General features: G+C 63.4%; 12 protein-coding genes and 2 pseudogenes. 8 read left to right on the top strand and 6 right to left on the bottom strand.

The genetic code is table 11. The features are described from left to right. Positions 1 to 66 precede the first annotated feature (66 nt). A complete protein-coding gene (locus D2T30_RS19800; RefSeq protein WP_128186070.1) occupies positions 67 to 1,923 on the top strand; it encodes a sigma-54-dependent Fis family transcriptional regulator in 1,857 nt (618 codons plus the stop codon). A 460-nt stretch (positions 1,924 to 2,383) separates the two neighbouring features. Here the strand turns inward: D2T30_RS19800 and D2T30_RS19795 are convergent, their stop codons facing one another. Both D2T30_RS19795 and D2T30_RS19790 read right to left on the bottom strand, forming a co-directional pair. Further along, the gene (locus tag D2T30_RS19795; protein WP_128210251.1) at positions 2,384 to 3,460 is read right to left on the bottom strand and encodes an IS110 family RNA-guided transposase; all 1,077 of its coding nucleotides are present in this window, start codon (positions 3,458 to 3,460) and stop codon (positions 2,384 to 2,386) included. A gap of 112 nt (positions 3,461 to 3,572) precedes the next feature. Next, a pseudogene (locus tag D2T30_RS19790) lies at positions 3,573 to 4,159 on the bottom strand (IS5 family transposase); the annotation flags it as partial. 23 nt (positions 4,160 to 4,182) lie between these two features. Here D2T30_RS19790 and D2T30_RS23205 point away from each other — a divergent pair. Beyond that, a complete protein-coding gene (locus D2T30_RS23205) occupies positions 4,183 to 4,575 on the top strand; it encodes an iron chelate uptake ABC transporter family permease subunit (RefSeq protein ID WP_164884373.1) in 393 nt (130 codons plus the stop codon). Next, a complete protein-coding gene (locus D2T30_RS19780) occupies positions 4,572 to 5,342 on the top strand; it encodes an ABC transporter ATP-binding protein (protein WP_128186075.1) in 771 nt (256 codons plus the stop codon). Before D2T30_RS23205 ends, D2T30_RS19780 begins: the two co-directional genes overlap by 4 nt. Here D2T30_RS19780 and D2T30_RS23750 read toward each other — a convergent pair. Then, the gene (locus D2T30_RS23750; protein WP_241651349.1) at positions 5,339 to 5,608 is read right to left on the bottom strand and encodes a hypothetical protein; all 270 of its coding nucleotides are present in this window, start codon (positions 5,606 to 5,608) and stop codon (positions 5,339 to 5,341) included. The two genes, D2T30_RS19780 and D2T30_RS23750, sit on opposite strands and share 4 nt — an antisense overlap. Between D2T30_RS23750 and D2T30_RS19775 the strand changes: the two genes are divergently transcribed. Next, positions 5,591 to 6,400 (top strand): siderophore-interacting protein, encoded by an 810-nt coding sequence (locus tag D2T30_RS19775; RefSeq protein WP_241651348.1) that lies wholly within the window; start codon positions 5,591 to 5,593, stop codon positions 6,398 to 6,400. The two genes, D2T30_RS23750 and D2T30_RS19775, sit on opposite strands and share 18 nt — an antisense overlap. 1,262 nt (positions 6,401 to 7,662) lie before the next feature. Here D2T30_RS19775 and D2T30_RS23745 read toward each other — a convergent pair. Beyond that, positions 7,663 to 7,931, bottom strand: a pseudogene (locus D2T30_RS23745) (transposase); the annotation flags it as partial. Positions 7,932 to 7,983: 52 nt separating this feature from the next. Between D2T30_RS23745 and D2T30_RS23740 the strand changes: the two are divergent. From D2T30_RS23740 to D2T30_RS19750, 4 genes are all read left to right on the top strand, one after another. Continuing rightward, positions 7,984 to 8,169, top strand: a complete 186-nt coding sequence (locus D2T30_RS23740) for a hypothetical protein (RefSeq protein ID WP_128186079.1) — start codon at positions 7,984 to 7,986, stop codon at positions 8,167 to 8,169. A gap of 172 nt (positions 8,170 to 8,341) precedes the next feature. Continuing rightward, positions 8,342 to 9,111, top strand: a protein-coding gene (locus tag D2T30_RS19760; protein ID WP_380727241.1) for an IS5 family transposase whose coding sequence is annotated in 2 segments (ribosomal slippage) — positions 8,342 to 8,674 and positions 8,677 to 9,111 — 768 coding nt in all. Because the reading frame shifts where the segments join, the coding sequence is not laid out codon by codon here. 70 nt (positions 9,112 to 9,181) lie between these two features. Further along, positions 9,182 to 9,475, top strand: a complete 294-nt coding sequence (locus D2T30_RS19755) for an MBL fold metallo-hydrolase (RefSeq protein ID WP_206613019.1) — start codon at positions 9,182 to 9,184, stop codon at positions 9,473 to 9,475. A 458-nt stretch (positions 9,476 to 9,933) separates the two neighbouring features. Then, positions 9,934 to 10,806, top strand: a complete 873-nt coding sequence (locus tag D2T30_RS19750) for a dioxygenase family protein (protein WP_128186081.1) — start codon at positions 9,934 to 9,936, stop codon at positions 10,804 to 10,806. Between the two features lie 813 nt (positions 10,807 to 11,619). Here the strand turns inward: D2T30_RS19750 and D2T30_RS19740 are convergent. Both D2T30_RS19740 and D2T30_RS19735 read right to left on the bottom strand, forming a co-directional pair. Further along, positions 11,620 to 12,786 (bottom strand): MFS transporter, encoded by a 1,167-nt coding sequence (locus D2T30_RS19740; RefSeq protein ID WP_128210250.1) that lies wholly within the window; start codon positions 12,784 to 12,786, stop codon positions 11,620 to 11,622. 10 nt (positions 12,787 to 12,796) lie between these two features. Next, positions 12,797 to 13,192, bottom strand: a complete 396-nt coding sequence (locus tag D2T30_RS19735; protein ID WP_128210249.1) for a GlcG/HbpS family heme-binding protein — start codon at positions 13,190 to 13,192, stop codon at positions 12,797 to 12,799. Between the last annotated feature and the right edge of the window lie 132 nt (positions 13,193 to 13,324).

Here is a 13,324-nt window from a genome sequence, read left to right as displayed (position 1 = left end):
GTAATACAGTTCCACACCGGGGCGAAGAACGTGCTATTTTCGCCCCGGAGGCTTTGGGAGGAGCCAATGGGAGGAAGGTCGAACGCCGGGGCGCATGTCCTGGAAGTCATCGGCGTGGCCGAAGGGCAGAATTCGCGTCGGGATGCGGATGTGCTGGCCTCTTGGCGACGCTGCGTCATTGAACATCAGTTGGATCCGGGCAGACATACGGGACCACGAATCGTCACCGCACAGGAGTTGAACAACCACCGGCAGGATTCAGAGGAATTGCTGGGCATGGCTCGGCACGGTATGGAGGATCTCTATCGCCGGGTAAACGCGATGGGCTATGTGCTGATGCTCGCGAATGCACACGGCGTCACCGTCGATACCATCGGCGATACCGAATTGGACCGGGAGGTGCGCCATGCAGGGCTGATTTCGGGCTCGGAATGGCACGAGAGCAATGTCGGCACGAATGGAGTGGGTGCCTGCCTCGCCACCGGGCGGCCCATTACCGTGCATCGCGGCGACCATTTCGACATGGCACTGACGTCCCTTTCCTGCACCGCGGTACCGATCCACTCCGCGCAGGGAAAGCTGGTGGGGGCGCTGGATCTGTCGCATCTGGAGCCGCCTCAGGACAAGATGAGCCAGGCCCTGACGCTGGAGGTGATGAAATCCTGCGCCCGGCGGATAGAGATGGCGAACCTCGTCCGATGTCATCGCGCGGACTGGATCCTGCGGCTGAACCTGTCGTCTGAATTTCTTGATGTGGATCCGATGGCGGCGCTGGCCATCGGCGCGGATGGATGCATCGCGGGTATGACCAACAATGCGCTTGCACTTCTTGGTCAAAAATCAAGCAAGGCATTGATCGGTCAGCGGTTCGACGAGATTTTTTCTTATGATCTGGACGATCTGCCCAAGCTCTCGCGCGCGATGGCTCCGGTAGATGGCGCATTGGAGATGCAGTCCGGCGGCTTCATCTTCGCACGCTCGGTCCCGCCGACCGCGCCGCCTCGCCGGGCCGTCGAGCACGCAGTGCCAAAGCCGTTGCGGGCTATACATGACGGGGATCCCGCCATGCGTCATCTGGCGGAACGTGCCGCCAGGGTCGTGGACCGGCAGATCAGTGTCATCCTGCGGGGCGAGACCGGCACCGGGAAGGAATTCATTGCGCGGGCCATGCATGACTCCTCTCGCCGACGCGGGCCTTTCGTCGCAATCAACTGCGCGGCCCTGCCCGAGGCGCTGATCGAAAGCGAGCTTTTCGGCTACGCCCCCAACGCCTTTACCGGCGCGCATGCCCGCGGCAAGAAAGGTCTCATCCGCGAGGCGAATGGTGGCACGCTGTTTCTGGACGAGATCGGCGACATGCCGATGGGCTTGCAGGCACGGCTGCTGCGCGTGCTGTCCGAACGAGAAGTGCTGCCTGTCGGTGCCACGAAGGCCGAACCGGTGAACGTCCGCGTGATCTCTGCGTCGCATCGCGACTTGGCTGAACTGGTGGCGCAGGGACAGTTCCGGCAGGATCTGTATTACCGGCTGAACGGGCTGGTGCTTGACATTCCACCGGTCCGCGCGCGTACTGACTTGGAGTGGCTGATCCAGAATATCTCCGCCGCCACTGAAGGCAAACCATGCTTCTCGCCTCAGGCGATGGACCTGCTGCTGTCCTACGCCTGGCCCGGAAATGTGCGGGAGATCATCAATCTTTGCGAACTCGCCGCGGCAATGTGCGATGGTGCTTCTGTCTTGCCCATCCACCTTCCGGCAGTGATAACGGATCGTGCCTCCTCCGCCAGTTTACCGACAAATGGCACGTCGGAGGATGCATTGCTGCAATTTCTGAATGAGTATGGTGGGAATGTTACCGCTGCGGCCCGGGCGGCGAAAATCGACAGATCGACATTCTACAGGCGCCTGCGCAAGTCGAAATAGAATGTATCGGGGTTGCGCCGCAGTATGCCTCATTGCTTGGAATGACCGCGAATTGCCAGTCGCTGGTCTCGGTGAGGCTAATCTCAGGGGAAGATGGTGGGGCTGCGGCTGCTTCTGCCCGAAGCTTAGGGTCAGGACTTCGGTAACGGGGTCGTCCCAGTCAAGCGGTTTTGCGTATACGGGATGTGCCGCCGGAGCGGGCGGCCTTGTTCTTTGAGAAAGTGATCTGCTTCCCTGTTCGGCAGCCTTCGCCGGAGATCGACCCGGGTGCATGCTTCGGTCCGTGGTCAGCGCTGTGGCTGCCAACATGATGCTGGTTCAATGCAATTCCGATGTGCCCATCTCATTGGCTTGCTCGATACGATCGGCATCAGTCCTGAGCACGGCATCACCGGAACCGCGTCCCGTGGGGACCTCGAAGGCCCGCGATCAGGCAGGCAGCAGTCTGGAAACTGTGTCTTCAGCCGGCATGAAGCACGGGAATGTCAAAACGGAAGTCGCTGTCATCCTTCCACATCCGGTGCAGGATCACGGCGATGCGGCGGGCCAGCCCAACCATCGCGCGCTTGGCACCACGACGGCGCGCAAGTTTTGCCGCCCAGGTTCGCAGCCAGCTCGCCCGTCCACCAATCGTCGGGAAAACAGTCCCCCGGACTGTTTTCTGACCCTCCTCATACATCATGACGGTTGCCGCCTGGCACAGCGCGCGTCGAAGGTTGACGTCGCCTGCCTTGGTGATCCCTCCCAAGACGTCGCGCTCGCCCGACTGGTTGCGAGACGGCATCAGGCCGACCCACGGTCCGACCTTCTTCGAGGATGTGAAGCGGGCGGGATCATCGACAGCAGATCGATAGGTCAACGCCACGACGGCGCCGATCCCGGGCATCGACATCAGCCGACGACAGACCGGATCCTCCTGGGAGAGTTGACGGACATTGCGTTCAAGACCTGCCAACTCTCGCCGCAGCGCCGAGCGCGCGCGAAGCATGGGTTCGGTTGCCGCTTCCAGCATCGGGTTGCCCGCCGCCAGTTCGCGGATACGCTGTTCGAACCTGCCACGGGATATGGTGCCAACCTTGAGCCCGAAGTTCCGCAGCAGCCCGCGCAGTGACATTTCCAGCGTGATAAACCCTTGTTGCACAGCCTTACGAGCGCTGAGCACCGCTCTAACCTCCTGTGCAGACACCGATTTGCAATGAACGGGTCGGAACCAACCAAGATGAAGCAGACGTGCAATACCCTCTGCATCCCGCCGGTCCGTCTTGATCGGCATGGCCTTCAGGGCGCCTTTTACCTGTCTGGTTTTCATCAGAACGACAGGTAGTCCCGCATCTGACAACCCGCGATGCAGCCACTGCGACAAGGGGCCGGCCTCAAGCCCGACGGCGGCAATTGCGCCGTCCTGGTCGCAGATCCAGCACGACAGCGCTTCGGGCTCGCTGGCCACCTGCGCCTCCTTCACGATCTTCCCATGCTCGCTGATCACGCAGATCGCGGTCTTCTCCAGCGACACATCCAGCCCGACAAACAGCTTCATCCCGCAGTCCTCTATGTGGATCCGATACGGGAATGGCGCCAGCTTGCCCTCAATCTTGCAACGGTAACGGGCGGGTCGCGACGCAGGCCCCGTTACGGCATCTCATTGAATTTCACAGCCAGAACAAGATGGTTGCGGCGAGGATGATCGCGGAGAGGAAGACGACGGGTGATCTGTCGTAACGGGTTGCAACGCGTCGCCAGTCCTTGAGCCTGCCGAACATGATCTCGATGCGGTTGCGGCGCTTGTATCGACGCTTGTCGTATTTGAGGGGTTTGCCGCGCGACTTTCGGCCCGGGATGCAGGGTTTTATCCCCTTGTCCTTCAAGGCATCCCTGAGCCAGTCGGCATCATAGCCGCGATCTGCGAGCAGCCATTCGGCCGAAGGCAGGCTGCCAAGCAGCGCTGCTGCGCCGGTGTCGTCGCTGACCTGACCGGCGGTCATGAAGAACCGGATCGGACGGCCCTCGGTATCGGTGACCGCATGCAGTTTGGTGTTCATGCCGCCCTTGGTTCGGCCGATCAAACGGCCCCTTTGGTCGCCGGAGCCCCCTTTTTCGACCGCAGGCTGGTCGCCGTGCGGTGCGCCTTCAGGTAGGTCGCGTCGATCATCACCGTCTTCGGAGCGGTGGCCTCGGAGGCCAGTCCGTCCATCATCCGCGCAAAGATGCCCTTGTCGCTCCACCGTTTCCAACGGTTGGGGGATCGGCGCGGTTCTGACGGTGCTGGCGCTGGTGCAGCTGCGCAGGCTCGGCGCGATCGAACTGGGCGCGGATATGGCGGCGGGGCTTGGGCTGCACGTGGGCGCGGCGCGGCGGTGGATCGCGGCGACGGCGGTGTTGCTGGCTGCAACCGGCGTAGCCGTGGCTGGGCCGGTGCCATTCGTCGCGTTGATGGCGTTGCCGGTCGCGGTTTCACTGACGCAGGCGCGCGGCCTGCCCGGACGGCTGATCGCCGCCGGGGCGGCGGGCGCAGCGATCCTGACATTTGCCGATGTCGCGGCGCGGTCGGCCGTGCCGGGAATACAGCTGCCGGCCGGGGTGATGACCGGCTTGTTGGGTGCGCCCTACCTGCTGGCCCGCCTGTCGCGCGAGATGAAGAAAGGCACGCTATGACGTTACGCGCAGAGGGGCTGACGCTTGGATATGACGGGCGGCGGGTGATCGAGGGGCTGGACCTGTCCTTTCCCGGCGGAGAGATGGTGACGATCCTCGGCCCGAATGGCTGCGGCAAGTCCACGCTGCTGCGTGCGCTCGGCCGTCTTTTGCGACCCGAGGCGGGTCGCGTGACGCTGGATGGCGACGATCTTTTCGCGCTGAACAGTCGGGCGGTGGCGCGGCGGATGGCCATCCTGCCGCAATCGCCTCTTGCGCCTGAGGGCATCACGGTTGCCGATCTGGTCCGGCGCGGGCGGCTGCCGTGGCGCGGCCTGCTCAGTCCTTGGAGCGCCGCCGACCGCATCGCCTGCGCCGAGGCGATCGAGGTGGTGAGGCTGAGCACCGAAGCCACGCGCCCGATCGAGGAACTTTCGGGCGGTCAGCGGCAGCGCGCCTGGATCGCGCTGGTGCTGGCGCAGGACACCTCCCTGCTGCTGCTGGACGAGCCGACCACCTTCCTTGATCTGACGCATCAAATCGAGGTGCTGCGGCTCCTGCGTGAACGCAACAGGCAAACTGGGTTGAGCGTCATCAGCGTGTTGCACGACCTGAACCTTGCCGCGCGATTTTCGGACCGGCTGGTGTTGCTCGGCTCCGGCGGTCTGGTGGCCGAAGGGTCGCCCGATACGGTGCTGACCGCGCCCAATCTCGGTCGCGCCTTTGGGTTGAAGGCCGAAATTCACCCCGATCCGGTGTCCGGTGCACCAATGGTTTTCCCCCTTTAACTGCCGAGGTCGCCATGCTCTATCCTGAACGATCTTCTGGTCGCTATACCGGTTCCCCGCCAGCCGATCTTCTTGTGCATCTGGAACGGCATCTGCTGGAATACGGCACGCAGATGTCCCGCACGGAAGAGCGGCTTGAGCTGACCTGGCCCGGTGCCGAGCTGACGCTGACCACCTGCCCCGAGGGCTTCACGCTTGAGATCACGGCGGCCAACGCGGCGCATCTGCATCAGGCGCGCGAGGGAGCGATGTTCCTGCTCGACCATGTCCTGCCTGACTGCACAGCGACAATGATCTGGTCCGGTTCCACTCCCGCTCCGGGCGCGCCGCCGAATTTCCATCTTGCGCATGTCGTGTCGGTGGTGCCTTTCGCGGCAAGTTTCCTGCGCGTCGAGCTCGACGTCGAGGGGATCGGGGCACTGTCGACAGGTGGTATGCACTTTTCGCTTCTTCTGCCACCTGAAGGCGAGGTGCCGCTTTGGCCTGTGCTCGATGAACGAGGCCGGACACGTTGGCCCGAAGGGCCGGGCACGCCGCACCGGGCCGGTTATACCTTCGTCAGTCTCGATCTCGATAGGCAGAGGATCGTCTTTGATGTCTATATGCACGAGGACGGCCCGACACCGGAATGGGCCAGACACGCCCGTCCCGGCGACATCGTGGCCGTCATGGGGCCGGGCGGCGGCGACTTCCCGCCCGGAGATTTTATTCTGCTCGGGGGGGATGAGACGGCCCTGCCCGCGATCCGCCGCATTCTGGAAACATCTGCGCCCGGACGCCGCGGTGTGGCCATGATCGAAGTCGGCGATCCGGCGGATACTGTCGCGATCAACCCCGCCACCATTCCCCCAGGCATCACCCTGCGCTGGTTCACGCGCGGCGGGACGGTAACACTCGCCGAAGGACTGCGCACCGCCGACCTGCCCGCCGTCGGCCAGTCACGTTTCGTCTGGATCGCGGCCGAACAGGCGCTTGTGCGGGAAGCGAAACAATGGTTCCGGGAAAACCATGCGCTTGGCCGGGCGGAGGGTTACTTTTCGAGTTACTGGGAGAGATGACACGCGGTTTGGCCGGGCGGAGCCGACCGAAAAGCCAGGGTGGGGCCACGCTCGGCCAGGTGCCCAACATATCCGGCAACCCGCCTGGGATGGCCGTCCTGGAAGGCATGCTGCACACAGCACAGCAAAGTTACCCGACGCAATGTTCGTGATGTCCGCGGGTGGGGTTGGTGGCATGGTTTCCCTGCGACTGACCAAGCGAAACTGGTGCGGCATGCAAACCAAAGATGAAACACATCAGCCCAACAGTCCAGCCATCAGCCATTCACATAGGGAAATGCGGCGTCGGTAATGAGTGGCCATTTTCAGGACAGCCACCAAGCAACATCTGAAGCGGTTACCTGCATACTTGGGAGACCGGCTCATGGCCCAAGATGGCCCAAGATGGCCCAAGATGGCCCAAGATGGCCCAAGATGGCCCAGAGGGAGACGCCTGACAACCCCTTAGTCGCCCCGACAGGAAATGAGTAGATGAAGTCAGGAGGGGGATTGTATGGGGGATATCACGCGCAAGGAGCCACGGAGAGGCCCGATCAGGCGGCTTTGGAGGTATGCCCGCTAGGGCAGTAGTGCACCAGACCCTAGAGGGCATCAGGCGGCCCGCTCCGGGAGATTTTGCGGAATTAGCATAATTCAGGCTCGCAACGGCGAGAAATCTGCGCGTTTCGCCCCTTCTTCGACGGCCCTGCCAACCACCGGTCTGGCAGTCTGACCGGATTTGATCTCCGCTCCAACGCTCCAAAAGGATCGTTGAAGAAGTGTGTTTCTGACTCGAGTCGCGGAGGCACAATCTACTACTTTTTTTCCGTGTCGCGGAGGCACTTAAGGTAAGCTTGGCAGGCGAGAAAAAAATACGCTGTATTTTTTGCTCCAAAATCGTGTGATTTCGACCGCACGATTTTGCCCTCTCCCTCGTGGTTGTCCGGGGCGCCGAACAGGCGGCCCGACGCGCCAAAAGGCGGAGGAAAGGACCCTGAAAACCCACTGCGATCTCGTCCGTGACAACTACGGCCAGAACAGACCCGAAGAGAGGCGACGAAGCGCATGTTGACCACGGTCGAGAGCGATTTTTACCGGCGCAAAAGTTTCGATTTTCAGCGCGAGAACGAGCAGTTTGTGCAGCTCGAACCGACACAGATGGCACAAAATTGATCGAGGAAGTGCAACTGCTGATCGACTTAAGGACAAGAAGCACGGCACCCATTGATAGCGCCCCACAGCGTGGTGTAGCCGGTGCTGATCGTCACCGTGGCCAGACCGCTGAAGCGGACGCCTGCGGCCCGTACCCGGTCGATCTCGGTGATATGGCAATCTCCGGTTTACTCAAGGCGATTTGCCGCTCTTGCGCCACCGGGTGCAGGCCATGCGGGCGAGGTAATCCGTCCAGGCTTCAGGCAGAAACAGTCGCAGCCCCACCTCTACCGAAGCTTCCCCTGAGGCCAGCGTCACCGAATACCAGCGACTGGCAATTCGCGGTCTTTCAAAGGGATGACGCATACTGTGGCGCAACCCCGACCGAGTGTTCTCCCTTCAAGACCGAGGCCGAGAAGCTGAAGCTGCTGTCCCGCTCCAGCCTGAACTGGGTGACCGTCTATCCGGCCATGCTGCACGAGGCATCGCCATCGGCACATGTCACCGTGAAACGGATGGAGGAGGTGGATCACGTGCTCGGCCTGCCCAAGGGGACCTTCGCCAATGTCGCGACCGGGCCGCTGGATCTCGCCACCCATCCCGAATTCCCGGGCCAGCGATTCCTGATTGCAGCCTGAGCCGTGGCTGTCCAGGTCCATCACCTGAGCTGCGGCAGGTTGCTGCCGGGCACGCCGATGGTCCATCATGTGCTGCTGCTGGAGACGGAGGACGGGCCAGTCACGTACCCATAAATGGGATTTCCAGCGGAGGCTGTTCATGATTCCTTGCTGCACACGGCAGGAGGTGATCATGGCGCGTTTCGATCTGACGGATTTCGAGTGGTCGGTGATCCAGCCGCTTCTGCCGACAAAGATACGCGGTGTGGCGCGCGCCGATGACCGCAAGGTTCTGAACGGCATCTTCTGGCGGCTTCGCACGGGAGCGCCTTGGGCGGACATTCCGGCGCGCTACGGTCCGCACACGACCTGCGTCAACCGTTTCAACAGTTGGCGCAGGGCTGGCCATTGGGCGCGCATTCTCGAAGCTGTATCAGCCGCTTATGACGGCGATGTGCAGATGATCGACTCGTCCTCGATCCGGGTGCATCAGCATGCCGCCAACGGTCAAAAAAAGACGCGCGATCCCGTTGCATGGGTCGCTCGCGCGGCGGCCTGACCACCAAGATCCATGCGCTTGTCGATGCCGAAGGCCGGCCGATCCGCCTCAAGCTGACCGAAGGCCAGGCGCATGACGGACGCTCGGCCGCCGACATGTTCGAAACGATTGAGGCCGGTCACATCCTGCTCGCCGACCGCGCCTATGACGGCGATGCCTTGCGCGCCGCCATGGCCGAGCGGGGCGCATGGGCCAACATCCGCGCCATGCCCAACCGCGTCAAAACCTTCCCGTTCAGCGCCTCCGTCTACCGCCAGCGCAACGAGGTCGAGCGGTTCTTCAACAAACTCAAACACTTCAGAGCAGTCGCCACGCGATACGACAAGCGCGACGACAACTTCCTCGCCTCCGTCCAACTCGCTTCAATCCGCATCTGGTTGCGAAGTTATGAGTCGGTCACCTAGTGCTGGTGAACAGCGGCTTCGGCCTTGCTGACATCGCCGATCCGGCCCGTTCCGCCATGTCATCCGCCCGGTGCTGGATCCGAATGAGACCGCCATCCGTCAGGTCGAGCGGCTTGGCTTCCGACCGGACGACATCCACTATATCATGCTAACGCATTTCGACATCGACCATATCCCTGGGCTGTCGGACTTTCCGCAGGTGCAGGTTCACCTGACATCGACCGAAGCGCAAGGCGCGATCCACTACCCGTATTTTACCGAGAGCCAGCGCTACAACTCGCGGCAATGGGCCTATGGCCCGAAGATCGTCCGGCACCCCCGGGCAATGAGCTCTGGCGCGGTTTCACCGGAGTCAAGGTCCTGATGACATCGCATCGGGCCTGCTGACGGTGCCGCTGCTTGTCCGCATCCAGGCGAGGCTGCTGGCCTTCGATTTCGGGCAGGTCGGAATAACCATGCCCGACTCGCGGAGCTTTATGCCAGCACCGATCCCGGCCTCGACATCATCTGCTCGCATGACCTGGCGCTGTTCGGGAAGTTCGCCCGGGCCGGACAGGAGCTTTCGTCATGAGCATATTCCGCGATCTGCAGGCCGCTGACGACAGGCGGCGCGCAGGGGATCGGTGTGCGCATGAGGCCGGCCACCCCCGGTGTCGCGCGGTTTCCTCCGCTGCAGAAAACCGGACGGCTCGGGCGTTGCGGCCGCACGGGAACGTGACAGGCCCGATGCCGGAGATCCGGTTCCAGCGCGACGAAAATTCCGCAGACATGCGTTGAACAGTCATTGCCCAGTCGAGCCCCACGCTCATCGAGGAAAGAGATATGCCCGGTTCCCGCCACGACCACGATCACGGCTTTGCCCATGACCTGCCGAGGATGCTCGGCCGCCGCAACATGCTGGCGGTAATGGGTGCAGTCGGCCTTGTCACGGCAGCGGCGGGTCCGGCGGCGGCGCTGGACTGCGTGGCCCCGCCCTGGGAGACCGCCGGGCCCTATCCGGCGGACGGCAGCAACACGCGCCGGGGTCAGACCGTCAACGCCCTGACCCAGAGCGGGGTGATCCGCAGCGACCTGCGCCCCTCGTTTGGGGACATGTCGGTGGCGGCAGACGGGGTGACGCTGGATCTGGAACTGACCTTGCAGAACAGCGAGGGCTGCACGCCGCTCGCCGGTCACGCCATCTATATCTGGCATTGCGACACGACGGGGCTCTATTCACTCTATGATGTGCCCCAAGCCAACTGGCTGCGCGGCGTCGGCCTGTCCGACGCCGAGGGCAAGGTGCGCTTCACCACCATTTTTCCCGGCTGCTATGACGGGCGCTGGCCGCATATCCATTTCGAGGTCTTCGAGACCGTTGAGGCGGCAGTCGGAGGCACGGCCTCGCTGCTGACGGCGCAGATCGCCCTGCCCGAGACGGATTGCGCGGCGGTCTATGCGCAGGACACGCGCTATTCCAACGGCACCCGCAATCTGGGCCGGATCACGCTCGCGCGCGACAATGTATTTAGTGACAATACCGAGGCGCAACTGGCACAGCAGATGCTGGCACTGAGCGGGGATCCGGCGGCGGGTTACAGGGGCACGGTCACAATCCCGGTGGCTTTCACCGCGGACCGCAACACGGCAGGCGGTCCCCCGCCTCCGGGCGGCTTCCTGGGGCGGTGGCTGCGCGGAGGCAGCCCCCGGGGATAGCAACCCGTTCATCCCGGTGGCGTCCGATGCCCCGAAGCACATCCTTTGTCGACAACGGGACGTACCTCGTGGCCCATCGACACACCCGGATGGTCACGGTGCGATCCGCATGATTTCGGAGGTTGCGCTTTCACATCCCTGCCACTGAGGACGGGACCGATAAGTAGAGACCCGAGGGGGCATTTCTGCAATAGGGCGCCACTTCGCACCCTGACCATGATCGGCAGTGTTGCCGGAATGGCGGCTGCCAGATGACGAAGGCGCGGTGCGCTGCGCCATATTGCTGTGCAACCGCAGTTATGTTGGCGGTGGCGGTAGATCCCTGCGTGATCCCCCGAACCCGGCCGATGTCACCGCAGCCTCGTAATAGCGGCCCATGGATGGGAGCACGATCAGCACGGTCAAGGCGAGGCTCAGTGCGACCGGTCCGCCTATAGCGCAGGCCTCGGCCAGCCCGACAGTGTTTGCGGCCATCCGACCCAAGGGTATGCAGGCCAGCATCCGGAACACCCCGATCGGACTGGAATCCTACGTGCGGATCCGATTGGATCGGCCCAGAACTTCGGCCGGAGGCAAGAGGCTACCTGCCCGGTCCTGGGCCGGATGCATCCGCTTCGCCTGCCAACTTGCCGCCATATACCTGAACACCGGACCAGATCAGACATGAGTTCCACCACCGATATCGAAAACTGGCTTGGCAGGTTCACGGCCGGGGGCGACACGCCAATCCCGTCATGCGTGGGCTGACGGGAACTTCACCATCACGGCAATTTCAGAAATCAGAAGGCATCCTCGCGCTGGCGGTTCCCTGTCCTAACACGGGGCGGATCTGCCGCGGCGCAGGCCCCATTGCGTGATCGCCAGCGCGACCAGCGTGGCCGCGACCGCGGCCCAAGGGGTAGCGGGCACCCCCGCTCTGACCACGATCAGGCCGCCGATGAAGGACGCGCCCGAGATCCCCAGATTGAACGCCGCGATATTGAATCCCGAGGCGGTGCCGACGGCATCCGGGGCCTCGGCCTCCGCCACCGCGACGACGCCCGCCTGCACGATCGGCGAGACGGCAAAGGCAAACACGCCCCATACCACCAGATTGGCGAACATCCAGAGCGGATGGCTGGCCGTCACCAGCAGCGCCAGAAGCGCCAGCACCAGCCCGCTGAGCACCACCTGCAGCGCCGCGCGTGTGCCGATCCGGTCGGCGAGCCTGCCGCCCAGCAGGTTGCCCGCCACCGTCGCCACGCCGAACAGCATCAGCGCAAGGCTGACCACCGTTTCGCTGACACCCGTCACTTCGGTCATCAGCGGCGACAGATAGGTGAAGACGACGAAGGAACCGCCAAAACCGAAAGTCGTCACCAGATACATCGCCAGCAGGCGCGGCTTCCCCAGCAGCGCCAGTTGCGACAGGAGGCCGGAGGGCGGCGTATGGGCGATGGCCCCTGGCAGCAGGACGATCAGGCCAGCCACACTGACCGCCCCCAGACCGGCCACCGCAAGGAACGGCGCGCGCCAGCCGTAGTTCTGCCCGACGAACGCCCCGAACGGCACGCCGACGACCATCGCCACGGTGAGCCCCGCGAACATCAGCGCCACCGCCTGCCCCGCGCGCGACCTGTCGACCAGCGACATCGCCACCGTCGCCCCGATCGAGAAGAACACCCCATGCGCCACCCCGGTCACGATCCGACCGGCCAGCAGCAGCCCATAGCCGGGCGCAAAGGCCGCCATCAGATTGCCGATGGTAAAGAGGATCATCAGCCCGATGGCCAGCGCGCGGCGCGGCAGCCGCCCGGTCAGCGCCGAGATCACCGGCGCGCCGATGGTGATCGCCAGCGCATAGAGGCTGACCAGCAGCCCCGCGCTCGGGATCGACACACCCAGATCCCGCGCCATTTCCGGGATCAGGCCGACGATGACGAATTCCGTGGTGCCGATGGCGAAAGCCGACACCGCCAATGCGAATAGACCGAGCGGCATACCACTGCCCTCAGCGCAGCGAAGCGGCGACGGACTGGGCGATCGCCTCGTCAGCCTCGGTCGTCGCGCCGGCGACGCCGACCGCGCCGATGACCGCGCCGTTCCGGTCGCGCAGGACGACACCGCCGCCGAAGCTGATGAGCCCGCCGTTGGTGTGCTCAAGCGTGTAGATCGCCCCGCCCGGCTGCGCGGCCTGACCAAGCTGCAGGCTGTCGGTCTGGAACAGCGCGGCGGTGCGGGCCTTTTTCTGGCTGACATCGGCGGGGCCGATATTTGCGCCGTCCATCCGCACGAAGGCGATGGGATGTGCTGCGGCGTCGACAATGGCGATGCAAACGGCGAAGCCGCCCTTTTCGGCCTCGGCTCTGGCGCAGGCGATCAGCTTTTCCGCGGTGGAGAGGTTCATCGGGCTTCCTTTCATCATGTTGCGTGGAAGCCAGAACCTAGGGGGAAATCCATGAAACGGAACAATGATTATCATAGAAGATAATTTATTCAATGATGCTGAATATCATTAGGGTTGACGCTGCCCGATCCC

This window comes from Paenirhodobacter populi, assembly GCF_004022215.1.
GTDB classification, from domain to species: Bacteria; Pseudomonadota; Alphaproteobacteria; order Rhodobacterales; family Rhodobacteraceae; genus Rhodobacter; species Rhodobacter populi.
Note: the sequence above shows the minus strand (reverse complement) of the source record. Positions and strands in the feature narration are given on the sequence as shown.